The organism is Campylobacter sp. MIT 21-1684, from assembly GCF_026241315.1.
Taxonomy (GTDB): Bacteria; Campylobacterota; Campylobacteria; order Campylobacterales; family Campylobacteraceae; genus Campylobacter_D.
The window spans coordinates 12,828-39,091 of the sequence record NZ_JAPHNA010000014.1; the positions used below are offsets into that span (position 1 = coordinate 12,828).

The window sequence follows — 26,264 nt, forward strand, 5'->3', positions numbered from 1 at the left end:
ATATAAAAGAGTAAATGGATATTTTACACCTTGTGGTGCAAAATATTTATGATTTTTTAGGAAAGCAGAAGCGGTATCCTCTACGTCGGACTGTTTCTATTGTAGAAATATTTAAAGGTTTGTCCATTTTTTGGCGAATTTGATTAATAGCTACTTCTATAACATTAGGAGTTACAAGTTCAGGTTCTTCCCAAATAGCATCTAAAAGCTGTTCTTTTGAGACGATTTGATCAGAATGACGTGCTAAATGTGTTAAAACTTCAAAAGGTTTTCCTTTGAGTTCTATATCTTGTCCTTTGTAGGTAATTTTTTCTTCATCAGGATCAATAATTAAATCTTCAATTTTAATAACATTTGTCCCACCAAGTCTTAATCTTGCCTCTATTCTTGCTAGTAAAATATCAAAGTCTAATGGCTTTTTTATAAAATCATCAGCTCCAGCTTTGAGTGCTTTGATTTCATTTTCTTTGTCTGTTTTGGAAGACATAATGATAATAGAAGTTCTTGGAGATTTATGTTTTATTGTATTGATAAGTTCTTTGCCATCGCCATCAGGTAAAGTCCAATTCGAAAGAACTAAATCATAATGTCTTATTCCTATAAAATATTCTCCATCCTTGTAATTTTCAGAAGAATCGGTTTGGTAGCCGAATTCGTTAAGATTATCTATAATAGCTTTATTGACGCTAATTTCATCTTCTATAACTAAAATTCTCATAGTTTTTATCCTCACATTTTAAGAAAAATTTAAAAAATTATAACACAGTTTAAGTAAATGTTAAATATCTTTAAAAAGTGAAATTAGTATTTTTTTTCTAAACTTACTCCAACTCTTGCATTTTTTATAATTTGAGTTTTGTAGATTGAGACAGTTATGTAAAATATTTGCGGGAAATGTTTTTTGAGTTTTTTGCAAGTGTATTCTAAACTTTCTTCTAGTGTATGAAATTGTTTTGTTTTGTAGTATTTCTTGATTTTTTTGATACATTGAGCGTAGTCTAAAAATTCATTTGCCCCAGCTTTGAAATGAATACAAATTTTTTGTTTTTTTTTTCGTTCAAAACGCAAAATTCCGATAATACAACGAAATTTTATTTTGGCACTTATATGACTTTGCATTCTTTTTTAAGAAGCAATCTTTTGATGTTAGACCAATGCTTATAGACTATAAAGAAAGCGATGATAAACAATGGTGCGTGAGTATTTATAGGTTCTAAATCAAAATGAAAAATAAAAGAGCTTACTAAAAAGGTGCATAAGGCTAAAAGAGAGGCAAGTGAAGAAATTTTAAAAAATTTTCCAATTAAAAACCAAACAATAATAGCACTTAAAAGATCCAAAGGCAAAAGAACTATCATTGCTCCAGCACCAGTAGCGATTCCTTTACCACCTTGAAACAAGAGATATATAGAAAAACAATGTCCCAATACAAGTAAAACGGCCACAGTCCAAAGTAAGTTTGCATTATAATCTTGAGTTTGAAGTATAAATAAAGGCACGGCAGCTTTTGCAAAGTCTAAGACCACAGTACCAAGAGCAAGTTTTTTTGCTAAGGATTCATTATGTTGTTTGACAACTCTTAAAACATTAGTAGCACCTATACTTTTTGAGCCTTGACTTTGAATATCAACTTTTGCAAAAATTTTAGCTAGTAAAAGACCAAAAGGAATAGAGCCTAGAAGATATACAAAAGCGTAAATTATTAAATTTTCCATAATATCCTTAATTCAAATCATCTTAAAATTATATCTTATGAAAATAAATAGACAAAAAAATTTTTAAGATAAAAATTGTAAAATCGTTTAATAATATTTATCTTTCAAGATAGGAGTTTATAATGAAAGTAAAATTATTGTTAATCGCATCCTTAGTTACTTTTTCAAGCTTAAATGCTGTAAGTCTTATAGACGAGGCTAAAAATTCGGGTCTTGTTGCTTTACCAAAAGATCAAAAAGGCGTTGATGAAATTTTAAAACAAAATGGAGTAAAGGCTAGTGAATTTATTCTTGAAAAAGCAGAGCTTGGTAAAAAGCTTTATTTTGAGCCACGCCTTTCAAAAAGCGGTATTATTTCCTGCAATACCTGTCATAATGTAGGATTGGGTGGAGCAGACGGAATCAGCACTGCAGTGGGTCATAAATGGACAGCAAATCCTCATCATTTAAACTCACCAACAGTTTATAATGCGGTTTTAAATAATACTCAATTTTGGGATGGTCGTGCAGGAACATTAGCTGATCAAGCCAAAGGTCCTATTGAATCAGAAGCTGAAATGGCAACTCCTGCTAAACTTGCAGTGGAAAAAATTTCATCTTTACCTGAATATGTTAGTGAGTTTAAAAAAATCTATGGTAAAAGTGGTGTGAATTTTGACAATATTGCCGATGCGATTGCAAATTTTGAAAGAATTTTGATTACTCCATCTCGTTTTGATAAATTTTTAGAAGGAGATGAAAAAGCTTTAACAAAAGAGGAGCAAAAAGGCTTAAAGCTTTTTATAGACAAGGGCTGTGTAGCTTGTCATACCGGTGTGAATTTGGGTGGTAATATGCAAGCATTTGAGGTTGCTGGTAAGTATAAATTTGCAAATTTAGGCGATTTTAAGGGTGATGCAAATGGCATGGTAAAAACTCCAACCTTAAGAAATGTTGCTGAAACTGCTCCGTATTTTCATAATGGTGCTATTTGGAATTTAAAAGATGCTATCAAAGAAATGGGTAGTGTGCAATTAGGTATTAAAATTTCTGATAAAGAAGCAAAAAGTATTGAAACTTTCTTAAAATCTTTAACAGGAACAAAACCAGCAATCGTTTATCCACAACTTCCTATTTCTACTGAAAAAACTCCTAAACCTGAACTATAAGGTCTGAGCAAGCTCTATTTTAGAGCTTGTTTAAATTTTTTTATCTTAGCTTTGTTATAATTATCTTCCAATTTTGCTAGAAAGGTTTATTAATGAAGCTTTTTGGAACAGATGGAGTGAGAGGAAAAGCAGGAAATTTTTTAGACAGCTTTTTAGCTATGCGCTTGGCAATGGCGGCCGGGATATATTTTAAAGATAAGACTCTCACGAATAATATTTTAGTTGGTAAAGATACAAGACGTAGTGGTTATATGATAGAAAATGCTATTGTTTCAGGACTTACTTCTATTGGATACAATGTTATACAAATTGGACCTATGCCTACACCCGCTGTTGCTTTTTTGACTGAAGATATGCGTTGTGATGCTGGTATTATGATATCAGCATCACATAATCCTTACTACGATAATGGCATTAAATTTTTTAATTCTCAAGGACATAAGCTTAATGAGTATGAAGAAAGAAGAATTGAGGAGATTTATTATAATGATAAGCTTATTGAAAATTCTAAAGTCGTAATGGAAAAAATCGGACAAGCCAAAAGAATAGATGATGTAATTGGTCGTTATATTGTTTCCATTAAAAATTCTTTTCCTAAAAATTTGACCTTAAAATCTTTGCGTGTTGTGCTTGATGTTGCAAATGGTGCTGCTTACAAAGTGGCACCTACTGTTTTTAAAGAACTTGGAGCAGAAGTTATTGTTATTAACGATAAACCTAATGGTTTAAATATCAATGAAAATTGTGGAGCCTTACATCCTATCAATTTAGCCGTTGAGGTGAAAAAATTGCGTGCAGATGTTGGTTTTGCTTTTGATGGCGATGCTGATAGATTGGTGGTTGTTGATGAAAAAGGTGAAGTGGGCAATGGTGATAGTTTATTAGGAGTATTAGCTTTATATCTTAAAGAACAAAATAAATTACATTCAAGCGTTGTTGCAACTGTTATGAGTAATGGAGCATTAAAAGAATTTTTAAATAAGCACGGTATTGAGCTACAAAGCTGTAATGTTGGCGATAAGTTTGTACTTGAAAAACTGAAAAGTTGTGGAGGAAATTTTGGAGGTGAGCAAAGCGGGCATATTATTTTCAGTGAATATGCAAAAACAGGAGATGGACTGATTGCAGCTTTACAATTTAGTGCTTTGATGCTTACAAAGAAAAAATCTGCAAGTGTGATTTTAGGACAAATCAAACCTTATCCTCAACTTTTGAATAATCTTCAAGTAACGCAAAAAAAGGATTTGAATAAACTTAAAGGCTTGAAACAGCTTGAGCTTGATCTAAAAAATCAAAATATTACCGCACTTTTTCGTTATTCAGGCACTGAAAATTTGATACGTTTGCTTTTAGAGGCTAAAGATATAAAGCTTTTAGAAAAGGAAATGAAAAAGGTTGTTGAATTTTTTAAGAAAGCCTTAAATGGTTAAATTTCTTCGTTTATACTCTTTGTTTTGGCTTCCTTTTGTTTTAGCTTTTACCCTTGATCGTTTGATGAAATTTTTAACTTTGAATGGCTTACGTTATCAAAGTGAATTTTTAGATCTCACTTTTGTACTAAATACAGGCGTTGCATTTTCTTTATTGAGTTTTCTAGATAATTCTTTAAAATATTTAAATTTAGTGTTTATTCTTGTACTCTTTTTGTATTTGTTTTGGCAAAAAGTGTTTTTACAAGAACATAAAGTAGCTTTTGGTTTAATGCTTGGAGCTGGAAGTTCAAATTTGCTTGATCGTTTTTTGTATGGTGGAGTTGTAGATATGTTTTTCTGGCACAAATGGTTTGAATTTGCTATTTTTAATGTTGCTGATGTGCTTATAAATATGAGTGTGGTTTTATTGCTTGTACAAGAATTTTGTAGAAAGAAAAAAAATGACAGAATTGATAAATGAATATTATTTTTGGATTAAATGGATACACTATATAGCTTTTGTATCTTGGATGGCAGGTCTTTTTTATTTGCCAAGACTTTTTGTGTATCATAAGGAAAATATAGAGAATGAAGGTTTTGTTAAGGTAGTAAAAATTCAAGAAAGAAGATTGTATTTTAAAATCCAAACTCCTGCAATGATACTTACTATAATCAGTGGAAGTTTAATGTTGCATACGCATAAAGAAGTTTTAATGATAGGTTCTGGTTTTATGCACGCAAAACTCACTTGCGCTTTGCTTTTGTTTTTCTACCATATCCATAATTATTCTTGCCTTAAGGCTCTTGCAAATGGAACTTGTAGAAAAAGTGGAAGGTATTTTAGAGTGTATAATGAAATTCCAACGATTTTATTTGCTTTAATTGCATTGATGATGGTTGTAAGACCTTTTTAAAAGTACATTTTTTGTAAGCATTATGATACAATATTTTTTACTATAACAAAAAAAGGAAAAAGTATGGAAAAAGAAAAAATTGTTAAGGACTTAAATACTTTATTTAAACAAAGAGCAATGTTTTATGCTTTTTTTGACAAACATATACCTACAAAATCAAACACTAAAGTATTTGATTTTGATAAAGCAACAGCTTTAGATTCTGAAGAAACATATAAGCAGTTTTATCATTTTGACTATGCTATAAGAAAACTGCTTCCTGCAATCTTTAAGGCTTATGGCATTGCAGATGAAGATTTAGAGAAAGATTTTTAGTTATTTTTGAAAAGACAAATCTAAGCTTTGAGAATCGTGCTCTATGCTTAGATTTTCATTTGTATCAAAACCACCACCAAAAGCTTTTATAACATTTACTATTGAATTAGCATAATTATATTTTGTATTGTTATATAAGATTGTGGCATTGAGCCATTGTTGTTTCGTATCTAAATATTCCTGCAAAGACATTTCGCCAAGCTCATAACGTTGTTTGGCAATTTCATAAATTTTTCTATAAGCAAGCTCATTTGATACTGCATTGTCAATCTGCAAACGCATATTTTTATGTTCTATTAAAGCATAACGTATTTCACCAAAGGCTGTTTTGAGTGTATTTTCGTAAGTAATGAAAGCTTCGTCTTGAGAGAGTTTTGCTAAATTAACATTTTGATAAATTTCTCCCCAATGAAAAATTGGCATTGCAAAATTTCCGCCTATATTCCAAGTTTGAGAGCCGTTTTTGACAAGAGTGCTTAAATCAGTACTTTCAAAACCAAACAATCCTGTAAGCGAAAGCGAAGGTAAGAAAGCAGTTCTTGCTACTCCAATAAGATAATTTTGCTGGAGTAATCTTTCTAAAGAAGCCTGTATATCAGGACGTTTGAGCAAGATTGTACTTGAAATGCCTTTTGGTATATCAAATTCGCTTACATTATAGTCTTGATAGTCTTGTTGCTTATAGAGTATCTCATCTAGCTCATTTGAAACGAGAATTTTAAGAGCTTTGACTAAATTTTCTTTATTGAGTTGTGCTTGTTGGTATTGTAAAGAGGTACTTATTAAATTTGCTTTTGCTTGTGAGAGTTCGTATTCTCCAACAGCACCATAAGTATATTTGTGTGTGATGATTTCATAAATTTGTTTTGAAGCATTGTTAGCTTGTTGGAGTGCTTTTTCATTTTCATAAGCATTAGCAAGATTAAAATACAACTGCACTACATTAGAGAGCAAAGAAAGTCTTGAAGCTTCATAATCATATTGACTAGCTTTAAAAGCGGCATTTTTAGCACGGTATGTGTTGCGTAATTTTCCCCAAAGATCAAGCTCATAGCTTACATTAAATCCCATTGCAAAATCATTAGTATAACCAGAAGTATTCGTTCTATTATTTGGGGAATTAGCAGCAATGTTTTTACGATTTGCAGAGCCTGTAGCATCTATTTGAGGAAAAAAATCGCTTAAACTTATACCAAGTTGAGCGGCTGCTTGCTGCATATGGATAAAAGTGAGTTTCAAATCACTGTTGTTTCGAAGAGCTAAATGAATAAGTGTATTGAGATTTTCATCGTTGAATTGTTTCCACCATTCTTTAGACACACTGTATTCTGAAACGCTTGCAGTAAATTGTGTTTGAGTAGTCGGTAGTTTTGGACTTAAAGAACAAGCACACAAGATGAAAATAAAGCTCAAGAGAGAGAGAGATTTATACATTGTTTTTTCCTCTTTTTTTGTCGAGCCAAGCATTGAAACTCTCCAAAAGATAAAAAGATAAAGGTACAAAAAGTATTGCTAAAGTTGATGCAGCAATCATTCCACCAATCAGTCCTGTACCTAAAGAATGTCTTGAGGCACTTCCTGCGCCTGTGGCAAAAATCATCGGTAATACTCCAAAAGTAAAAGCAAGTGAGGTCATAACTATAGGACGAAATCTTAATTTAGCAGCTGCAAGAGCTGATTCAAAAATACTTTTTCCTTTTTTAAGATGTTCTTCCATAGCAAATTCTACTATAAGGATAGCATTTTTTGCAGAAAGTCCTATAAGCAACAAGAGACCGGTTTGAAAATAAATATCGTTTGTAAAACCTCTTAATGCTACAAGACTTAAAGAGCCAAACACAGCAAAAGGTACAGCAGTAACAACAGCTAAAGGCATCAGCCATCTTTCATATTGTGCAGCAAGGATAAGAAAAACAAAAATCATACCTAAGACAAAGGCATAATCGGCAGATCCTTTGCTTGAAACTTCTTGATATGATGAACCGCCCCAAGCTATTGAATATTCATCCCCTAAGGTTTCTTTTGCAGTTTGAGAAATGGCTTCTATAGCTTGTCCTGAAGTATAACCGGGTGCAGGATCTCCTTGGATTTGTGCTGCTGGAAAAAGGTTGAAACGTTTTACATCTTCAGGTCCAGAACTCCTTACTAAAGTCAGAAAGGAATTAAGCGGTATCATTTCATTTGTTTTTGAACGTACAAAAATATTTTTCAAAGCATCAGAAGTATTTCTAAAGTCTCCCAAAGCGCGTATATTCACTTGAAAATTTTTTCCTAACATTGAAAAATCATTAACATAATAAGTACCTATGGTAGCGCTTATAGTGTCAAAAACATCTTGCATACCAAGATTGTATGATTTGAGTTTGTCTCTATCTATAAGAAGTTTGTATTGAGGAAAACTTGTGTCAAGAGTAGTGCGAACATTAGAAAGTTCTTTTCTTTGATTAGCCGCGATAATAAGTTTGTTAATATCCTCTTGAATTTCATTATAGCTTTTACCACTTTTGTTTTGTGCATACATTTCAAAACCTCCAGTGATACTAAGACCCGGTATTGGAGGCAGTCCGATAAAAAAACTTTGAGCATTTCTATCATTTGCAAATTTGGCGTATAAATTTGCTATAATGTCATTAGCACTTGCATCTCTGTCTTTCCAATCTTCAAGCGCAATAAACATAGCCGCAGCATTTTCTTTCAATGAGCTTGTAAAGAGATCATAACCTATCATAGCCATACTATTTTTCACGCCTTCAGTTTGCATAATTTCTTTACTCATAGTATCAACTTGAACGATAGTTCTGTGTAAGGCAGAAGCGGCTGGCAGATTGACAACGTTTATAATCATTCCTTGATCTTCAATTGGTACAAGTGAGCTTGGTACTATTTTGTAAAGAGAAGCAATAGCTAGTAGCATTATGCCAAAAAGAAGTACAAAACGTACAGCGCGTTTGAGGATATAGGCAACTCCGCTGCTAAAGATTTGAGTACTCCAATCAAAAAAATCATTGAATTTTTTGACGATTAAAAAAGGTTCATTGTGGGCACGTTTTAAAAATACAGCGCATAAAGAAGGAGTGAGTGTAAGAGCTACAAAGCCCGAAATCGTAACAGAGATAGCTAAAGTTAAAGCAAATTGTCTTTGAATTTCCCCAACAAAGCCTGAAATAAAAGAAACAGGGATAAAAACAGCACAAAGTACCAAGACTATGGAGATTACAGGAGAAGTAACTTCTTGCATAGCTTTAATAGCAGCTTCTTTGACAGAAATAGCAGGATTTTCGTGTAAAATACGATCTATATTTTCCACCACAATAATAGCATCATCAACCACTATACCTATGGCTAAAACTAGAGCAAAGAGAGTAAGCAAGTTAATGCTAAAACCTAAGAGATAAAGTCCTGCAAAAGTTCCTAAGAGAGAAACAGGCACAGCTATCATAGGGATAAGTGTTGAGCGGAAATTCTTTAAAAACATATACATAACTATGATAACCAAAACTAAAGCTTCAGCAAAGGTTTTAATTACTTCCCAAATAGATGCTTTTACAAAAATCGTTGTATCATAGGGTACTTTGTATTCTAAACCGGGAGGAAAATTTTTTGCAAGTTCTTCTAGTTTTTTTTCCACAAGTTTTGCTGTATTAACAGCATTAGCACCTGATTGAAGGTTTATGAGAATAGGTACAGCATCATTACCATTCAAACGTCCTTGAGAGTTGTACTGTTGTGAACCTATTTCAATGTTTGCAACTTCTTTGAGACGTAAAAATGTTCCATCTGCATTTGTTCTTATTATAATATTGCCAAATTCTTCTGGAGTTTGCAAACGTCCTTGCATAGTAATAGAGTATGAATATGGCGATTTTTGGATTAAAGGTTCTTCGCCGATTTTTCCTGTGGCATATTGAGAATTTTGTTCAGCAACTGCAGAAGTAATATCATTTGCCGTAACTTCAAATTTATTTAATAAATCAGGTTTGAGCCAAATTCTCATAGAATAATTCCGATTTCCAATAGCCACAGCGTCACCAACACCCGGGACCCTTTTTAAATCATCTAGTATGTTTAAAGCAATATAGTTATAAACATCAATAGCATTCATAGATCCATCATTTGAATAGACTGAAATAGCTTCAAGTATAGTTGAAGAAGACTTTCTTACTGTTACACCAAGCTTTTTAACTTCATTTGGGAGTTTAGCTGTAGCAGCTGAAATTCTGTTATTAACATCGACAGTTGCTTGATCAGGATCAGTTCCTATATTAAAATATACAGTAAGTTTCATTGTTCCGGAGCTTGAAGTTGAATCCATATAAATCATATTATCAACACCATTGATAGCATCTTCTATAGGTATAGCAACTGTTGAGGCTATGGTTTGTGCATCTGCTCCTGTATAAGTGGCTTGAACTTGAACTGTTGGAGGAGTGAGAGATGGATACTGCTCCATTGGCAAATTAGTAAGCCCGATAATTCCGCTTAAAGAGATAATAATAGCTATAACCGAAGCAAAAACCGGTCTTTCTATAAAAAATTTAGAAAACATTATTTTTTATTAACCTCCACAACCTCACTCCCTTGATGGATTTTTTTAAAATTATCTATGATAATTTTATCGCCATTTTTTAACCCATTGTCTATTATAACATACTCGTTGTTTTGATAGCTTATATGCACAGGTGTTTTAGCTACCTTGCCTTCAACAAGAGTATAAACATAGATTTCATTTTGATCTTGTTTAATGGCAATTTGTGGAATTTTAAATCCATTTTTTTGTACAAAACCTTCAGAAGTAACTGTTGCAAAAGCTCCGGGGAGTAAAAGAGAAGCATTGTTATCAAAGATAGCTTTTGCTTTGACTGTACCACTATTTGAATCAATTACAGAATCAATAAAATAGAGTTTTCCTTCTACATTTTGCCCATTTAAATGCAAATGTGCTTTAAAACTGTCTAAATTCCATTTTCCATCTTGAGTATTGCGAACTATATCAAGTTTGTCTGTGTCAGAAATAGAAAAGTCTGCATAGATAGGATTAAGATTTGTAACACGAACAAGTTGAGTTGTCGAAGCACTGATATATTCACCTATATTAACAAGTCCATCTCCTACTATTCCATCAAAAGGGGCTTTAATTTCTGTATTTGCTAAATCTATCCTTGCATTTTTTAAATCCGCTCTCGCACTGATGAGATTAGCCTGTGCATTTTTAAAATTTGCTAAAGCAGCATCGTATTCTTTTTGAGAAAGAGCTTTTTTGCGAAAGAGTTGTTTGCTTCTTTGGAATTCTTTATCCATATTATCAAATGTAGCTCTTGCAGTTAAAGCTTTTCCGTAGGCTGAATCAACACTTGCTTGGAATTTGTCCTGTTCTATAATGAAAAGGACATCTCCTTTTTTCACCAAATCTCCAGCATTAAAAAGTTTTTCTACCACCATACCACTTACTTGGGCTTTGAGTATAACATCATAGTCGCTCACAAGTCTTGCAGGATAGGTAAATACTAAAGGAAGATTTTCAGCTTGCGCACTTAATGTGCTTACGGTTTGAGGAGGTATTGTTTGTGGTGCTTGTTCTTGAGAACAAGCAAAAAGTAAGAGCATAGCACTCACAATGATTGTAATATTTTTATTAAATTTCATTCATTGCCTTAAAAATTGGATTTTATTTTAAAAATATAAAAGTAAGTTATAAATAACTTTTGTAAAATATTATAGTGATATTTTCGTTAATAGAGATAAATAGCAAATTTATCCTTTAGGGATACCATTTATAAAGATACTGACAATGAAATCAACGAAATCAACATGAGCTTTTTGTTCGTTTTTATCCATTAATGGGGTATCAGCAAGCACATTTAAAGTATGGTAAGGTTCTGTAAGCATAGCACAAAATAATTTAGCAAGTTTATTTGAATTGGCTATAATCGAGGCATTATTTTGCCTATTAAAATATTCGATGAGTATATCGTATGCAAAATTTTCTTGATTATTTTCCATCCATTTTCTTAAATATTTTTCTTTATTATATACTTGAGAGTAGATTATTTTTCTAAAAAGCACAACCTGAAGTTCATTAAAAATTTCCATATAAGTTATTCCAAAAGAATATAATATTTCTTCTAGACTTCCGTTATGAATTTGTTGAATCTTTGAAGAAAGAAGCGCGAAATGTTTTTTGCAAACGTCGTCCAAAATTTCAAAAAATAAACCTTCCTTGCTTTTAAAATTTTCGTAAATGCTTGAGTATGAACCCCCAGAAAGTTTGATAATATCACTTAAATTTGTTTCTTGATATCCTTTAGTTAAAAAGAGTTCTAAAGCTACATTTTTAATTTTCTCTTGTCTTCGTATAACCTTATTTGATGGTGTTTTATTATGTTTCATTGTATTTTTCTTTTTGTTAGTTTAATAGAGTACTTTTTGGGTAAGCAAAAATACTCTCTCTAAAAATTACCACCTTTTCATCATCTTTAGCATAAGCCTTGATGTAAAGAGGTAAAATTACATCTTTTTGACTCTCATTCGCTAGTTCCTTTGTTGCCTGAAGAATAACAATTTTTTTTGCTTTTTCTCCAGCTTGTAGAACAAAAGCGTTTTTTGGACGAATAATTTCAAGACCATTTTCAATTCCCTCTAAAGAAACTTCAAAATAATATTCGTGAGGTTTTGAATCGGTATTTTGAAATAAAAAGGTATAAGCATTGCTGACTTGTTTTTTTCCATTTTTATCCTCGATGTGATACAACTCACTTGAGCGGTTGATGTTTAAAAGCATATGCTCTTTTTTAGAACCCATAAGAAGAAGCATTAAAAAAGCAAAAATGAGGACCGTAAAATATGCAACAGTCCTAAAACGCAAATACTTTACTTTACCTTGCGTTTGCATAGCCTTAGCACTTGTCCAATTTATCAGACTTGGACGTGAAAACTTCTCTTGAACTTTAGAACAAGCATCAGCACATTCAAGACAATTAATGCATTCAAGTTGCATACCAGCCCGTATATCAATGTGAGTTGGACACACACTCACACAGGCTTCACAACCTATGCATTCACCTTGCAAAGGTTTTTTATGAAGTTTAGTTTTGCCATTAAAAATCAGTCCTCCACGTCTTTCATCATATAGTACTTGCATAGTATCATTATCAAACATTACAGATTGTATTCTTGCATAAGGGCAAACATAGATACAGAATTTTTCTGCTAAATAGGTAATGTCAAAAGTTAAAAATAAGCTTGTACAGAAAAGTATGCCAAGCAGTAGTAAATGCTCATTTGGATTTTGAAGATAGAGGAAAAAATCTTCAGGTGGGATAAAATACCACAAGAGATTGCTTGTTGCTATAAGAGAAATGCAATAAAAAAGTACTAAAGCGATAATGTTTTTTATGAAATTGCCCTCATATTGTTTTTGTTTGTTGTTGATATTTTTGCGGATCTTTAATAATTTTGTTTGAATTGCATCTCTATAAAGAACTCGAAACATTGTTTGGGGACAGCTCCAAGCGCACCATACTCTTCCTCCTAAGGTTGTGATAAAAAAGATGAAAAGAAAGAGTATAATGAGTACTAGAGGTAAAAGATAGAATTCTTGAGTATTAAAACTTATAAAAAAGAGGTCTAATTTTTGATGGACAAAACTAAGAAGAAAAAAATGATTTCCATTTATTTTTACAAAAGGTATAAGAAAGATAATGAGAGTTGCTAAACAATAAGTTATATATCTTTTTTCTGTGTAAGTGGTAATATAACTTTGCATTAAAGTACTCCTTTTCATAGTAATGGTGATTCTTTTCAAATCATACTCAAAAAATTGCAAATAGTTGTTTAACATTTTCTTAAGTAAGTATTAATAAGTAAATTATTATAATAGTATTCCACATACAATTTAAACAGAAAGGTGGTGAGGATTGTGCCCGGAATCAGAGTACATCCTAATGAGTCTTTTGATGAAGCGTACCGTAAATTTAAAAAACAAGTAGATAGAAATCTTGTTGTTACTGAAGTACGTGCAAGAAGATTTTTTGAGCCTATGACTGAAATTCGTAAAAAACAAAAAATTTCAGCTCGCAAAAAAATGCTTAAAAGACTGTATATGCTTAGACGCTATGAGTCAAGACTCTAAAATACAAAGCCTATTTAGGCTTTGTATTGCTTTTTGTGGAAATTTTTTCATTATTGATTATTTTTTGTTAGAATTTTAAAGAATTTTGTGGCTTTTTAAGGAAAAATAATGAAAAACATCAAAAAAATTATTCAAATCAGTATGTTAAGCGGTATTGCAGCTGTTGCAAGTGGAGTTTTAGTCGGTTGTGATTCAAATTCAAACCAAACAAATGCTATTGAAAATACACAAAGTGGCGGTGCTTTTGTTATTATCGAAGAAACAGCACCGGGTCAATATAAAATAAAAGAGCAGTTTCCTAGTGCCGAAACACGAGTAGTTTTACAACAGCTTGATGGTACAGAAAGAGTGTTAAGTAAAGAAGAGATGAATGCACTTATTAAAGAGGAATCTGCAAAGATTGATAATGGTACTTCAAACCTTACAAAAGAGAATGCTTCAATGAGCAGTGGCGGACTTTCTCTTGGAGAAACTTTATTAGCAAGTGCTGCTGGTGCTATACTTGGAAGTTGGATAGGTTCAAAACTCTTTAACAATCAAAATTTTGCAAATCAGCAAAGAGGTGCTTTTTCAAATCAAAGCTCTTATCAAAGAAGTATGAACAGTTTTAATAAGGCAGGCAGTGCAAGCACAAGCTCTACAAAGTCTGGCTTTTTTAGAAGTGGTTCAAAATCTGCAAGCACAAGCTCAAGTTTTGGATCTTAGTCTGTCTGATTTTTTAAATTTGGCAAATGAAGATTGTAAAAAACTCAATCCTTGTAAATTTTGCTTAAGTCTTAATTATTACATTTGAAGATAAAAACGCCACAAAGAATTGTGTTTGATGAGGAGTACAGATGAAACTTTTACAGCTAAAAAAATTACAAAAAGAGTATTTAGAAAGTATAGGATTTTCGTGGCATACCGATGCTGATGGAAGTGAATATTTAAGTAATGAGATAGTATGTGTAAAACAAAGTGAAGCAAATGCGTATTATGAAGCGGCTAATGAGCTTTATGATATGTTTATCGCTGCGGCACAGAATGTGATTGATAATAATCGTTTTGATGAATTGGGAATTCCTTTTAATTTGATTGACTGTATTAAAATGAGTTGGGAGAATGAAGTACATTGGCATTTATACGGTCGTTTTGATTTTGCTGGTGGGCTTGATGGTAAGGGAATTAAACTTTTAGAATTTAATGCTGACACACCAACAACTTTATTTGAAAGTGCTATTTTACAATGGGCTCTTTTAAAACAAAATGGTATGGATGAGAGCAGTCAATTTAATAACATTTATGAGAGTTTAATGGACAATTTTAAAAGACTCATTACTTTAGAGGAAAGTACAGAAAGTTTTGAAGAGCATTATAAAGGCTGGAAAATTCTTTTTTCAAGCGTAGCTGGGAGTATGGAAGAGGAACTTACAACTAAATTGCTTGCTCATATTGCAAAAGAGGCCGGGTTTGAAACTGATTTTGCGTATGTAGATGAAGTTGAATTTAGCGAAGATGGTATTTTTAAAGACGGAAAAAATTATGAGTATTGGTTTAAACTTCTTCCTTGGGAGGATATTGCCATAGAAGAAGGCGAACTTGCCTTGCTTTTAACACAAATTATGCGAAATCAAAAAGCCATTATTTTAAATCCAGGCTATACGCTTTTATTTCAATCAAAGGGTATTTTAAAAATTCTTTGGGAATTGTATCCAAATCATCCATTGCTTTTAGAAACATCTGACCAGCCTTTAGTGGCTAAATCTTATGTTAAAAAGCCTGTTTTTGGACGCGAAGGTGCAAATATAAGTATAGTTAAAGATTCAAAACCTCTTTGTGAAAATGGAGGTCCTTATGGTAATGGTAAATTTGTATATCAAGAATTTACAGAATTAAATTCACACCAAAATGAGTACTATCAAGCAGGAGTTTTCTTTGCTTATGAGGGTTGTGGTTTGGGTTTTAGAAAAGGATCATTAATACTTGATAATTCTTCAAAATTTGTTGGGCATAGTATCGAGGAGGATTAAATGAAAATTGTATGTTTAGATGCTGCAACTTTAGGAAATTATGATTTATCAGTTTTTGAAAAGTATGGAGAATTTCAAAGTTATAAACTTACACCTCAAGATGAGGTTATAGCAAGACTCAAAGATGCTGATGTGGCTATGGTAAATAAGATTATTATCGATAAAGAAGTGCTTGAGAGTACAACGCTCAAACTCATACTTGAAACTGCCACAGGACTTAATAATATCGATATTGAATACGCTAAAGCAAAAGGTATCATAGTAAAAAATGTAGCTGCGTATTCTACTATGAGTGTTGCTCAACATACCTTTGCTTTGCTTTTTGCCTTTTTAAATCAAATTCCATTTTATGATAAATGGAGCAAAGAGGGTAAATGGAGTAACAATCCTATTTTCACAGATTATACAAGAATTATTAACACTTTAGCAGGAAAAAAACACGGAATTATAGGACTTGGAACAATAGGAAAAAAAGTAGCAGAACTCTCACAAGCTTTTGGAGCAGAGCTTTTTTATTATTCTACAAGCGGGGCGAATATGAATGCCGATTTTATAAGACTTGGGCTTGATGAACTTTTGCAAACTTGCGATATTGTCAGTATTCACGCCCCTTTAAATGAAAAAACAAAGAATTTACTTAATTTAGAAAAATTGCAGCTTTTAAAAGAAAAATCAGTGTTGATTAATGTCGGTAGAGGAGGAATTATCAACGAAAAAGATTTGGCACAGGTTTTAGATGAAAAAGATTTGCGTGTTGGGCTTGATGTTTTGGAAGTTGAGCCTATGATACCAAATCACCCGCTTTTAAACATTAAACACAAAGAAAGACTTTTAATAACACCTCATATAGCTTGGGCAAGTGAAGAATCCTTACAGGCTTTAATGCAGAAGGTAGAAGACAATCTTAAAACTTGGATAGAAAATGGCAAGTGAGCATAGTTTTGATATAAGTGGTGAGGTATCTATTGGTGAGCTTAAGAATGCTTTAGAACTTTCAAAAAAAGAACTCAATGGTCGTTACGATTTTCAAGGCATAAAAACAGAGCTTGAACTCAATGAACAAGAAAGAATTTTTACCTTAAGCTGCTCAAGCGAAAAGAAGCTTGAAGTTGTAAAAGATATACTCATTTCTAAATTAATTAAAAGAGAAATTAATCCTGCTGCTATTATAGAACATAAAAGGGAAAATGGAACATTCAATCGTTTGTATCTTAAAGTACAAAATGGCATAGAGAGTGAGAATGCAAAAAAAATCACTCAAGCTATTAAAGCAAGTAAATTGAAAGTAAGCTCTACTATTAGGGGAACAGAGATTCGGGTAATGGCAAAGCAAATCGATGACTTACAAGCTGTGATGAAGCTTGTTAAAGGTTTGGATTTAGAACTCAATATTAGTTTTAAAAATTTCAAGTAGGACTTCATTTGCTAAAGATTATACTGAAGAGTTTTGTTGTATGTTTTCTGCTTAGTGCTTGCACTACTTTCATTCCTAAAAACAATCTTAATCAAGCTCTGTTTGTAACGTTGTATCTACCTAAGATTAAAATACACGATTTTGCTTTTCTATATTCAAAAGCTAATACTTTAAGTTTGCAAGTATATAAAGCAGCACAACCTTTTTTTGAACTTAAGATTAATGAGAGGATCTGTGTGAACCGTGTTTGCTATGAAAAGAGAACTTTCAATGAAAAATTTTTTAATAACTCTTATTATGATGAATTGTTAGAAGATATTTTAAGAGCCAAGCCTTTATGGAATGCTAAAAATATACAAAAAAATGAATGTGGCTTTATTCAAAAGTTTGATGTCTATAATATTGTGTATGAGGTATGCGATGGAAAGGTTAATTTTGTCGATGAAAAATCAAAAGTAAGGATAAAGTGGCAAAAGCTCTAAAAAACAAGGAAAATAAAATGGTAGCTCTAAAAGAATTTTTAAGCAGTGCAAAGATTGAAGAAAGTAAAATTTATAAAGAACTTCAATGCAACAATAATGAAGCATTAATTTTACGAGAGCTGTGTAAAAATTATATCCTTTCTCTTTCTAGTGTCAATGCTTTTACTCTTCTTTCCTCTGTTTTTGGCACTGAAGATTATAGTTACCTAGATGCTTTAGATGATGTAAAAAATTTAATAGAACGAGGTTTTATCAGTCAAAATTCGAGTTTTTTTAAGGGTATAGAAGGACAAAAAACTCGTAATTCAAAATTGAGTCTTTTGCAAACTGAATTAAGCTTAAGTGAGTATTTTTTAGAATTTTTAGAAGAAAAACCACAGTTACCGATACAAAAAAAAGAATTCTATAATGATTATATGGAGTATTTAAAAGATGAGTTTCTTCGCATAGAACTCTATGAGAGACTCTCTTTTATCAAGGCTAATCGCAGTAGTCTTAAAGCTCAAATTAAAGCTTATGAGAAATACATTGCTCAATGTTTAAAGAAAAGTAAATTTTACAATGTTTTAGGTGATATTTTTAAAGAATACAAGCTTGAGAGTAAAGAACAAATCATCTTTTTGGCCTTACTCAAAGAAGAATACCTTTTTAGCAATGACAATTCTATTATAAGAGAGTTAGATTCTTTGCTTGCTTTGATTAGTGAAAATGATTTAGAGAAAAGAAAAAATCGTAAATTCTTAGAAGAAGGTGCCAGACTTTTAAATCTTATCGAATATGATGAGTATTTAAATAATTTCGGAGATATTACAAAAAGTTTTTTTATTAGTGATGAAATTTTGGAAAGAATTATCCATTTTGAGCCAAAACAGGGTAAAAAAATTAAAATCGAGACAGCTTTAAAAGAACAAGATATTTTTGAACTTATAGAGCCAAATACAGATATAAACGATGTTATTATGCCTTCAAATACGAAAGAACTTTTACATAGCATATTAAAACAGCTTGATAAGAAAGTGGTAGAGAGACTTCATCTATGGGGTATTAAAAAAAGTAAGAATATAGAAGCAAAAATTATTTTTTATGGACCACCGGGAACGGGAAAGACTTTATCAGCACTTTCTATGGCAAAATCAATGAAAAAAAATGTCTTAAGTTTTGACTGTTCGAAAATTTTAAGCAAATGGGTAGGTGAAAGCGAACAAAATGTGAGGAAAATTTTTGATACCTATAAGAATATAGTTCAAACTTGTAAGCAAAATCCCATCTTACTTCTTAATGAAGCTGACCAATTCTTAAGTACAAGGATTCAAAGTAGTAGCGGAAGTGATAAAATGCACAATCAAATGCAAAATATTTTCTTAGAACAGATTGAGAGATTTAGCGGTGTAATAATTGCTACAACGAATTTCCTTGAAAATCTTGACAGCGCTTTTTCGAGACGTTTTGATTATAAGATAGAATTTAAAAAGCCAGATTTTGGACATCGCCTTAAAATGTGGGAGAAATTTTTACCAAAAAATGCAGAATTTGAGACAGAATTTAGTCTTAAGACTCTTGCAAAATATGAATTAAGCGGTGCGCAAATTTTAATGGTAGTTAAAAATACTGCTTTAAAAGCTGCTGTTTCAAAGGAAGGCGTTTTTACAATGAAAGATTTTATAGAAAGTATAGAAAAAGAATTGCATTCTAGTTTTGATACAAGTAAAATCGTTGGTTTTTAGCAATTCTTTTATCATTGTAATACTCCCAATAAAACATAAATTTTGCTTGATAAAGCTTTGAAATTTTCATTTTTACTTAAAGCAATACAGACTTTATTTTTTGAAGTGCTAGTAAAATCAACATTTTCTAAATTCGTATTTTGAGCCTTGTTGGCTATGTTTTCTATAGCATTTTTGCTTGCAAGATTGCTTGCAATTCCCATTATAGTGAAATCAGTCTTATTGATGAAAATTAATTTTATACACTCATCATCATCTCCGACTTTAAAATCCACTTCTCTTACTCCATTAAAATGAGATAAATCTTCATCTTTAACTCCGCTTACATTGCTCATTTCTCGCAAAGAACTTAAAGAGTCGTTTTTGAGTGTATAGAGATTAATATCATTGATGAGAGTTTTGAGATTGTTTAAAGATTTGCTTAATTCTGCTTCATCTTTACTTGTTCCAAATTTTGGCAAAGCAAAAGCAGCTAAAGTTCCAAGGATGATAATAACAAAAACAAGTTCAAGTACAGTAAAACCCTTTTTCATCTTTTTCCTTTTTAAATTCTTGTAAAGTGAGTGTTTCTTGGCTGTAAAATTTCCTCATCTATACTAACAAATTCTTTTCTTTCAAAAGCGTCAATGGCTGCTCTAGCTATCATTAATGCATTATCAGAGCAAAAATCTAAAGGGGCAAGTTTGAGTTCGCACTTAAATTTTTCACATAATTTTTGCAAAGAGAAACGTAAAGTCAGATTAGCACTTGCACCGCCAACAACGCCAAAACTTGTAAAATGGTGCAAGGAAAAAAGCATTTCAAGTTTATCTAAGATATGTTCGCAAGCTGCTTTTTCAAACCCAAAGGCAATCTCACTCTTTATACTCTCATCAGGTTTTTCGTATTCTAAAAGTTTCATTCTTACTTGATTTTTCAAACCTGAAAAGCTGTAATACAATTCTTTATTGTGTTTTAAAGGTACAGAAAAAGAGATATTTTTTTGCTGTGCTTTCTGTGCGAGTTGTTCTATCGCCACTCCTCCGGGGTAACCTAAATTCATCATTTTTGCAACCTTATCAAAACTCTCTCCAAAGCTATCATCATTACTTTGAGCTAAAAGATGCAGCAAGCCTTTTTCATCGATTTTTACAACAAGCGTATGCCCTCCGCTTACAAGTAAAATTCCCATATCAAAATGGATTTTTTCTTCTAAGAAGAGGCTATAAATATGTCCTTTGAGATGGTTTATAGCTATGAGAGGCAAAGAGAGGCTTAAAGCCAAGGTTTTTGCCATTGTGATTCCACTAAGCAGAGAAACACTTAAGCCCGGCTCATTCGTAACTGCTATCGCACAGAGTCTCTCAAAGAAGATTTCACAGTGTTGTAAAATTTGTGGTAAAGCTGCACTATGAAGCCTTGCAGCAAGCTCAGGGACTACACCACCATAATGAGAGTGCTCATTTTCTTGGGAAATTTTTTTATGAAAGAGACAATTATAATTGTCCTTATTAATGATGGCTATGCTGCTATCATCACAAGAGCTTTCTATCGCTAATATGAGATTTTTCATTCAAATTCCACAAGAATAGAGCCTAAAAATTTATCTTTTTTGCTTGCAAGTTTGAGTGTGTAAACCTCAGTTTTGACATTTTTAATCAGTTTTTTTGTTTCTGTGTTAGCTAAAATTTGTGGCAAAACAGCTCCTCGCAATTCATAAAATTCGACACGATAAATTTTGCCTTCCATATCTAAAGAATAAGCACTTTGCATATTCTTCTTGCTAATGAGTATATTGCTTTCATCTTTACCATGATCAAAACCTATAACATTTACACGCACACCTGCTATTTTAGGAATAAAAAAGTTTTCTTTTATTTGTACTTTTGTTGCAAAAGGTACTGTGGTTTGATTGCCATCGATTTGCATTGGTATTTCATTAAAGCTGTCAGCAAATTCGAAGTATTCAGGATACAGTCTTGTTTGAAAGCGGTTGCCATATTGGATAAAGAAAGATTTATCTTCAGCAATCACAGCAGTAAGTTCGTTGCTTGTTGTGTAGTTTGGTTCTTTATTTACAGGAAAAGGTACATATTTGATACTTTTACGCGGATTTTTTAAAAAAAGTAAAATTCTGTCATTAAAAAGTTTGACTTCAACTTCGCGGTTAATTGCTTTTTTCACTCCTTCTGGGCTAAGTTCAAAATTTCTAGTGAATTCAATCCCCGCTGTTTTAAGATAATTTTCTACCGCTAAAAGATGATAATACGCGCGCACATTAACACTTAAATTTTTACTTGCTTCATTTGCAAAAGCAGCTTTATTGTGAGAAATAACAAAATATGTCAAAGCTTTTAGCATTTCTATATCTTTGAGTTCTTCTGTTTTCGTGTTTTTAAGGTGGTATTCGTGTTTTGGATTGACTAAAGAGGCATTAATGCTATTAATCGTTTGTGAAGCAATGTTTTCAAGATTATTGTATTTGCTTGCATTGATTTCACTAGTGTCAATTACGCTTGAATTTCCCCAACGTTTAGGATTTTGCATAGCATCTACATATTCTGGTCTGTAAAACCCCCAACCATCGTGAAGATTGATAACCATACTCACTTCAGGAAGTAAAATAAGCTCTTTTATTCTTTGTACAGCGTTAAAATCAGGATCATTTGGACTAATATTTGCGAATTTACGATTTAAATCTCCATTATAACCACGACTCTTTTTGATGATACTATCAAAGGCTAAATTTGGAGCAACTATGATTTTACCTTTTGTGATATTATAATCGCTTAACAACAAACTTGCAGCGTGAAAACCTCCGGGCTCATCGCCTTGAATACCTCCAAAGATTAATACTGTATTATTATCATCTAAACTTTTTCCATTTTCTTCTACGCTAAATTCTAAGTCTAAAGCTAAAAGCCCTGTAAAAGATAAGAAAATAACAAGAAACAATTTCATTTTTTACTCCTTAAGTATGCTCTAACCTTTTTGTCCCATTCGAAAATTTCATCAATATGTTTGATTTTAGGCTCTCCAAAATGCTCCAAACTTTTAAAAATTCCTTTTGCAATGTCTAAAAATCCAGCCCTACCTTGAAGAAAATTTTTTACACCTTTTTCATTTGCTGCATTGATGATAACGCCTAAATTTGGATTTTCAAGTAAGCTGTCTTTGAGAGAAAAAAGAGGATATTTTTTCGTGTCTATGGGATAAAATTGCAAATGAGAAATTTCAAGAAAGTCAAGCGGTTTAACAATTTGAGTTTTATGTTCTTCAAAAAGAGCAAGTGAAAGAGCTAAACGCATATCCGCTTTTGAAGCATACATTGTAGTGCTCCCGTTTTCAAATTCGCACAAAGCGTGGATAAGTGATTTTGGTTCTATAAGAGCGTCTATGTTTTTACAGCCATACAGATGATAGGCTTCGATAATTTCAAAGAGTTTATTAGCCATAGTGGCACTATCGATAGTGATTTTAGCCCCCATATCCCAATTTGGGTGTTTGAGAGCGTCTTTTGGACGAACTTTTTTTAAATCTTTTCTTTTGTACTTAAAAAAAGCCCCACCACTTGCAGTAATCAAAAGTTTTTTAATATTGTCCTTTCCTTGCAGTAAAAATTGCAAGGCAGAGTGTTCGCTATCTACAGGTATGAGTTTTGCATCTTGTAAAAAATTTCCAGCCACAACCAAACTTTCTTTATTGGCTAAGGCGATTTTCTTTCCAAGTTCCTTTGCTTTTAAAGTACTTCTTACTCCGGCAAAACCGACTATAGCATTGAGTAAAAACTCATCTTCACACTCGCTTAAAAGCTTTTGCAAACCTTTTTGTCCTGTGAAAACAACATTGTGTTTCACCAAATGCTTGTTTTTTTTGTCTTTTATAGCAACAAATTTTGGCTTGAAATACTCTATTTGTTTGTTGAGCATTGAGATATTATCTCCGCAAGCTAAGGCATTGATAGTGATATTTCTTGCAGCACAAAGCCTTAGAGCATTGACACCTATACTTCCTGTACTCCCAAGTACTATCATAAAAAGGCGACCATTATAAAAGAAGCAAATAAGAGAGCATCGATTCTATCAAGTATGCCACCGTGTTCACCCAAAATTGTTCCGCTATCTTTCACTCCTAACTCACGTTTTAAATAGCTTTCAAACAAATCACCTATAATAGCAAAGACTCCTACACAAAAAGAACAGAGCAAGGCAAAGAAGAAGTTGTATTCAAAGACGCCAAAAATTGCTCCTATGATACTTGCACAAATAACTCCGGCTATCACACCTTCTAAGGTTTTGTTTGGACTTGATTGTGAAAAAGAAGTTGTGCCAAATTTTTTACCTATAAAATACGCACTTGTATCGCAAACAGCTACTATAAGTACAAGCCAAAAGAGGACAAACATTCCATAGCTTACATACACTTGCCATAGGGCAAAAAGAGGTAAAGTAGGATACAAATAAATAAAGCTAAGTCGTAAATTTTCACTTTTTATAAAGACAAGATACCCAAGTACTAAGATGAAAGCTATAATTCCAAACAATAGTACTTTTGTCGTTATAGTACCGATGATGAAGGCTATAAGCACGGGAAAAACAGAAGCGTTTTCTGCATTAAAAAGTTTTTTTGCTTCTTTAAAAGTGAAATACAACAAAGCGATAAACACTATAAAAGTGATGAAAAATTGATTAATCAAAGCAATCAAGACAACCGCAGCTGCCATTGCAAGACCTAAAGTAATTCTTTGAGACATTGTTTTCCTTTTTATATGCTAAGATCTAAGTGATGAAAGTTTAAATTCTCTGTGTTTTCTTCTTTCTCACTCTTTTCCTCGCTGTTTTTTTCCTGTTTGTGTTTTTTATTTTTTTTCTCTTGTTGGGCTTTTTCTTTAATTTCTTGTTGAATATCTTGGGTTTCATTAACCTGTTCGATTTTTTTTACAGCTCTTTCTTTTTCATTGAATTCATTTATACTTGCTAAATGTGCAAAACTTTCTTTTGAAATTTCATTGCTGATTTGAGTGGCTGGATATGCCATATTTTGATTAAGGTAATTTATATTTCCTGTTGGACTTATAGGCATTTTAATCCTTTTCTACCTTGATACTTTTAAAGTCTTTATACTCAACAAAGGCTTTTTCTTTGACTTTAACACAATTTCTTAAAGTATAATCGACCCAATACAACCCTTTTTTTACTTTTGAAAAATTTACACAAAGTTTTGCTGCAAATTGTAACACTTCTTGGCTGATTTTTTGCTTGTTTGAAATAATAATCACGTGAGAGCTACTCAATCCCCTAATGTGAAGCCACATATCATTCTTTTTTGCGTTTTTGAGTAAGAATTCGTTTGCTTTTTCATTTTTTCCTACACAAATTTTAAATTCATTATAATAAAACTTTGCTATCGCTTTTTCATTTGCAAAACCATTGTTTTCTTTTTTCTCTTCTCTCTTTTTTTTTGGAAGTATGCTCTCAAGTTCAAATTCACTCTGTGCCTTTTGTATGAGTTGGGTAAGTTTGAATTCAAAGTCAAGTTTCTCTTGTAAATTCTGCCTTTGCAAAAGAAGATTCTTTGCTTTTTGTTTGAATTTTTTTGCTTGTTTGTAGTATTGATTTGCACTTTCTTTTGGGCTTAAATCCAAGTCAAAATGCATTTCTTTTCCTTGAAAATCTCTTATATTGAATTTTCTTTCATAGCTTTTGATTTGATGTAAATGAGCAAACAAAACATCAGCTCTATTTTGCAAATCGTGGGCTTTTTGCAGTAAAGTGCTTTCATCTTCAAGCGTTGTTAGAACTTTTTGAAGTTTGTCTTTTCTTTTTTGAAGTTCTGCAAGTTTGTTTGTTCTTTTTTGTTCAAGTCGTTTTGTATAGACAAGCTTAAAATTATTTTGAAAATAGGCTTTAAAGTCTTTAATCTCAAGTCCTTGTTTTTCTACATTAAAAGGTTCTAAAGCTACTAAAGTTCTCTTTGGTTTTATTATTCTGTAACTTTTTTCTATGTGTCTTAAGGCTTCTATGATGGTTTCATTTTCATCAGTAAGTATGGCATTAGTATTTCTTCCTGTAAATTCGAAATACAATTTACTTGTGTAGCTTTTATAGGCTTTTTGTATCTCAAAATGAAAACATAAAATTCTGTTATTGTGAGGTACAAGTACATTACGAACAAAGACATTGTTAAGATATTTTTTAAGCATAAAATCAAAAGGGGCATTATAGTTTTTAAATTCTAAATCGGCTGTATAAATAGTACTTTGCCTTCTGTTTAAATCAAAAAGAAATTTATGCCTATCAAAGCTTAATTCTAAAATATTATCATCGATTCGCCTTGCAAAATCAAGCTTTTTAAAGCCACAAAAAAATTCTTTCAGTTGTAAAAGTTCATTGTATTTCATAAAATAATTATAAAATAATTTGACTAATTTTGTGCTAGAATGAAAAAAAGATAAAGGTTACAAATGCAGGCTGTGATTTTGTGTGGCGGTCGTTCTTTGCGTATGGGAGAGGATAAATGCAAACTCCTTGTAGGTTCAAGCACTCTTTTAGAATTTCAAGCACAGAAACTTTCCCAAATTTTTGACAAGGTTTTTATCAGTGCAAAAGAACAAAAACTCAAAGGGTATGAGCTTATAAAAGATGACGAAAAGTATCAGTTTTATTCGCCTATGCTTGCTTTGTATTCTATCTTAAAACATTTTGACAACGAATTTGTGTTTGTATTAAGCGTTGATAGCCCTAAAGTTAGTGTTAAAGAGATACAAAAACTTCTACATTTTAAAGATAAGGAGAGTAAAATCATCATTGCAAAGACACAGCTGCATATACATTTTTTATGTGGTTTGTACCACAGCTCCCTTGCTTTGCTTTGTCAAAAATGCCTTGAAAATGATGAACATAAACTTCAAAATCTCTGTACTAAAACAACAACTCGTTACGTTGAATTTGACGATGAAAGTCCTTTTTTAAACCTTAATTTTTATACTCAATACCAGCATTTTTTGAGAATTAAATGCTAAAAA

28 protein-coding genes are annotated in these 26,264 nt (G+C 32.0%); 13 read left to right on the forward strand and 15 right to left on the reverse strand.

Annotated features, from left to right (window positions below; translation table 11 throughout):
• Positions 1-46: 46 nt before the first annotated feature.
• From hsrA to plsY, 3 genes are all read right to left on the reverse strand, one after another.
• A complete protein-coding gene (gene hsrA / locus OQH62_RS06345) occupies positions 47-718 on the reverse strand; it encodes a homeostatic response regulator transcription factor HsrA (protein ID WP_266015415.1) in 672 nt (223 codons plus the stop codon).
• A gap of 83 nt (positions 719-801) precedes the next feature.
• Positions 802-1,119 carry a dihydroneopterin aldolase gene (locus OQH62_RS06350; protein ID WP_266015417.1) on the reverse strand — a complete coding sequence of 106 codons (318 nt, stop codon included), beginning with the start codon at positions 1,117-1,119 and terminating at the stop codon, positions 802-804.
• On the reverse strand, positions 1,104-1,715 hold the full coding sequence (gene plsY, locus OQH62_RS06355; RefSeq protein ID WP_266015419.1) for a glycerol-3-phosphate 1-O-acyltransferase PlsY: 612 nt from the start codon (positions 1,713-1,715) through the stop codon (positions 1,104-1,106). Before plsY ends, OQH62_RS06350 begins: the two co-directional genes overlap by 16 nt.
• A 122-nt stretch (positions 1,716-1,837) precedes the next feature.
• Here plsY and OQH62_RS06360 point away from each other — a divergent pair, with 122 nt between their 5' ends.
• The 5 genes from OQH62_RS06360 to cmeU all read left to right on the forward strand — a co-directional run bounded on the left by OQH62_RS06360 (position 1,838) and on the right by cmeU (position 5,504).
• On the forward strand, positions 1,838-2,863 hold the full coding sequence (locus tag OQH62_RS06360) for a cytochrome-c peroxidase (protein WP_266015421.1): 1,026 nt from the start codon (positions 1,838-1,840) through the stop codon (positions 2,861-2,863).
• A 92-nt stretch (positions 2,864-2,955) separates the two neighbouring features.
• Entirely contained in the window at positions 2,956-4,293 is a 1,338-nt protein-coding gene (glmM, locus tag OQH62_RS06365; protein WP_266015423.1) for a phosphoglucosamine mutase, read from the forward strand.
• Positions 4,286-4,756, forward strand: coding sequence for a signal peptidase II (gene lspA / locus OQH62_RS06370; RefSeq protein ID WP_266015425.1), 471 nt, complete (start codon positions 4,286-4,288; stop codon positions 4,754-4,756). Before glmM ends, lspA begins: the two co-directional genes overlap by 8 nt.
• A complete protein-coding gene (hemJ, locus tag OQH62_RS06375) occupies positions 4,737-5,189 on the forward strand; it encodes a protoporphyrinogen oxidase HemJ (RefSeq protein WP_266015427.1) in 453 nt (150 codons plus the stop codon). The genes lspA and hemJ overlap by 20 nt, the downstream gene beginning before the upstream one ends.
• 63 nt (positions 5,190-5,252) lie before the next feature.
• The gene (gene cmeU / locus OQH62_RS06380) at positions 5,253-5,504 is read left to right on the forward strand and encodes a CmeU family protein (protein WP_266015429.1); all 252 of its coding nucleotides are present in this window, start codon (positions 5,253-5,255) and stop codon (positions 5,502-5,504) included.
• Here the strand turns inward: cmeU and OQH62_RS06385 are convergent, their stop codons facing one another.
• From OQH62_RS06385 to ccoG, 5 genes are all read right to left on the reverse strand, one after another.
• On the reverse strand, positions 5,505-6,938 hold the full coding sequence (locus tag OQH62_RS06385) for an efflux transporter outer membrane subunit (RefSeq protein WP_266015431.1): 1,434 nt from the start codon (positions 6,936-6,938) through the stop codon (positions 5,505-5,507).
• Positions 6,931-10,050, reverse strand: coding sequence for an efflux RND transporter permease subunit (locus OQH62_RS06390; protein WP_266015433.1), 3,120 nt, complete (start codon positions 10,048-10,050; stop codon positions 6,931-6,933). The genes OQH62_RS06385 and OQH62_RS06390 overlap by 8 nt, the downstream gene beginning before the upstream one ends.
• Complete coding sequence (locus OQH62_RS06395) at positions 10,050-11,147, reverse strand: efflux RND transporter periplasmic adaptor subunit (protein ID WP_266015435.1); 1,098 nt, start codon at positions 11,145-11,147, stop codon at positions 10,050-10,052. The genes OQH62_RS06390 and OQH62_RS06395 overlap by 1 nt, the downstream gene beginning before the upstream one ends.
• A 108-nt stretch (positions 11,148-11,255) precedes the next feature.
• Positions 11,256-11,891, reverse strand: a complete 636-nt coding sequence (locus OQH62_RS06400; protein WP_266015438.1) for a TetR/AcrR family transcriptional regulator — start codon at positions 11,889-11,891, stop codon at positions 11,256-11,258.
• A 16-nt stretch (positions 11,892-11,907) separates the two neighbouring features.
• Positions 11,908-13,266, reverse strand: a complete 1,359-nt coding sequence (ccoG, locus tag OQH62_RS06405; RefSeq protein WP_266015441.1) for a cytochrome c oxidase accessory protein CcoG — start codon at positions 13,264-13,266, stop codon at positions 11,908-11,910.
• 153 nt (positions 13,267-13,419) lie between these two features.
• Between ccoG and rpsU the strand changes: the two genes are divergently transcribed.
• The 7 genes from rpsU to OQH62_RS06440 all read left to right on the forward strand — a co-directional run bounded on the left by rpsU (position 13,420) and on the right by OQH62_RS06440 (position 19,261).
• Positions 13,420-13,632, forward strand: a complete 213-nt coding sequence (rpsU, locus tag OQH62_RS06410; RefSeq protein WP_266015444.1) for a 30S ribosomal protein S21 — start codon at positions 13,420-13,422, stop codon at positions 13,630-13,632.
• A gap of 108 nt (positions 13,633-13,740) precedes the next feature.
• On the forward strand, positions 13,741-14,337 hold the full coding sequence (locus OQH62_RS06415; RefSeq protein ID WP_266015447.1) for a UPF0323 family lipoprotein: 597 nt from the start codon (positions 13,741-13,743) through the stop codon (positions 14,335-14,337).
• 131 nt (positions 14,338-14,468) lie between these two features.
• On the forward strand, positions 14,469-15,641 hold the full coding sequence (locus OQH62_RS06420) for a glutathionylspermidine synthase family protein (RefSeq protein WP_266015450.1): 1,173 nt from the start codon (positions 14,469-14,471) through the stop codon (positions 15,639-15,641).
• A complete protein-coding gene (locus OQH62_RS06425) occupies positions 15,642-16,574 on the forward strand; it encodes a D-2-hydroxyacid dehydrogenase (RefSeq protein ID WP_266015453.1) in 933 nt (310 codons plus the stop codon).
• Positions 16,564-17,055 carry a YajQ family cyclic di-GMP-binding protein gene (locus OQH62_RS06430; RefSeq protein WP_266015456.1) on the forward strand — a complete coding sequence of 164 codons (492 nt, stop codon included), beginning with the start codon at positions 16,564-16,566 and terminating at the stop codon, positions 17,053-17,055. Before OQH62_RS06425 ends, OQH62_RS06430 begins: the two co-directional genes overlap by 11 nt.
• An 8-nt stretch (positions 17,056-17,063) precedes the next feature.
• Positions 17,064-17,537, forward strand: coding sequence for a hypothetical protein (locus tag OQH62_RS06435; RefSeq protein WP_266015459.1), 474 nt, complete (start codon positions 17,064-17,066; stop codon positions 17,535-17,537).
• A gap of 17 nt (positions 17,538-17,554) precedes the next feature.
• Positions 17,555-19,261, forward strand: a complete 1,707-nt coding sequence (locus OQH62_RS06440; RefSeq protein WP_266015462.1) for an AAA family ATPase — start codon at positions 17,555-17,557, stop codon at positions 19,259-19,261.
• Between the two features lie 11 nt (positions 19,262-19,272).
• Here the strand turns inward: OQH62_RS06440 and OQH62_RS06445 are convergent, their stop codons facing one another.
• Genes OQH62_RS06445 through OQH62_RS06475 form a run of 7 tightly spaced genes read right to left on the reverse strand, consistent with a single transcriptional unit; the run spans position 19,273 to position 25,640 of the window.
• The gene (locus tag OQH62_RS06445) at positions 19,273-19,794 is read right to left on the reverse strand and encodes a type II secretion system protein (RefSeq protein ID WP_266015465.1); all 522 of its coding nucleotides are present in this window, start codon (positions 19,792-19,794) and stop codon (positions 19,273-19,275) included.
• A gap of 11 nt (positions 19,795-19,805) precedes the next feature.
• Positions 19,806-20,813 (reverse strand): tRNA (adenosine(37)-N6)-threonylcarbamoyltransferase complex transferase subunit TsaD, encoded by a 1,008-nt coding sequence (tsaD, locus tag OQH62_RS06450; RefSeq protein ID WP_266015468.1) that lies wholly within the window; start codon positions 20,811-20,813, stop codon positions 19,806-19,808.
• Positions 20,810-22,201 carry a M99 family carboxypeptidase catalytic domain-containing protein gene (locus OQH62_RS06455; RefSeq protein ID WP_266015470.1) on the reverse strand — a complete coding sequence of 464 codons (1,392 nt, stop codon included), beginning with the start codon at positions 22,199-22,201 and terminating at the stop codon, positions 20,810-20,812. The genes tsaD and OQH62_RS06455 overlap by 4 nt, the downstream gene beginning before the upstream one ends.
• Positions 22,198-23,274 carry a 1-deoxy-D-xylulose-5-phosphate reductoisomerase gene (gene dxr / locus OQH62_RS06460; protein ID WP_266015473.1) on the reverse strand — a complete coding sequence of 359 codons (1,077 nt, stop codon included), beginning with the start codon at positions 23,272-23,274 and terminating at the stop codon, positions 22,198-22,200. Before dxr ends, OQH62_RS06455 begins: the two co-directional genes overlap by 4 nt.
• Positions 23,271-23,993 (reverse strand): phosphatidate cytidylyltransferase, encoded by a 723-nt coding sequence (locus OQH62_RS06465; protein WP_266015475.1) that lies wholly within the window; start codon positions 23,991-23,993, stop codon positions 23,271-23,273. The genes dxr and OQH62_RS06465 overlap by 4 nt, the downstream gene beginning before the upstream one ends.
• An 11-nt stretch (positions 23,994-24,004) precedes the next feature.
• Positions 24,005-24,322 (reverse strand): hypothetical protein, encoded by a 318-nt coding sequence (locus OQH62_RS06470; RefSeq protein WP_266015478.1) that lies wholly within the window; start codon positions 24,320-24,322, stop codon positions 24,005-24,007.
• A 1-nt stretch (position 24,323) separates the two neighbouring features.
• Positions 24,324-25,640 (reverse strand): NFACT RNA binding domain-containing protein, encoded by a 1,317-nt coding sequence (locus OQH62_RS06475; RefSeq protein ID WP_266015481.1) that lies wholly within the window; start codon positions 25,638-25,640, stop codon positions 24,324-24,326.
• Positions 25,641-25,703: 63 nt separating this feature from the next.
• Here OQH62_RS06475 and OQH62_RS06480 point away from each other — a divergent pair, with 63 nt between their 5' ends.
• On the forward strand, positions 25,704-26,261 hold the full coding sequence (locus tag OQH62_RS06480; protein ID WP_266015485.1) for a molybdenum cofactor guanylyltransferase: 558 nt from the start codon (positions 25,704-25,706) through the stop codon (positions 26,259-26,261).
• Positions 26,262-26,264 lie beyond the last annotated feature (3 nt).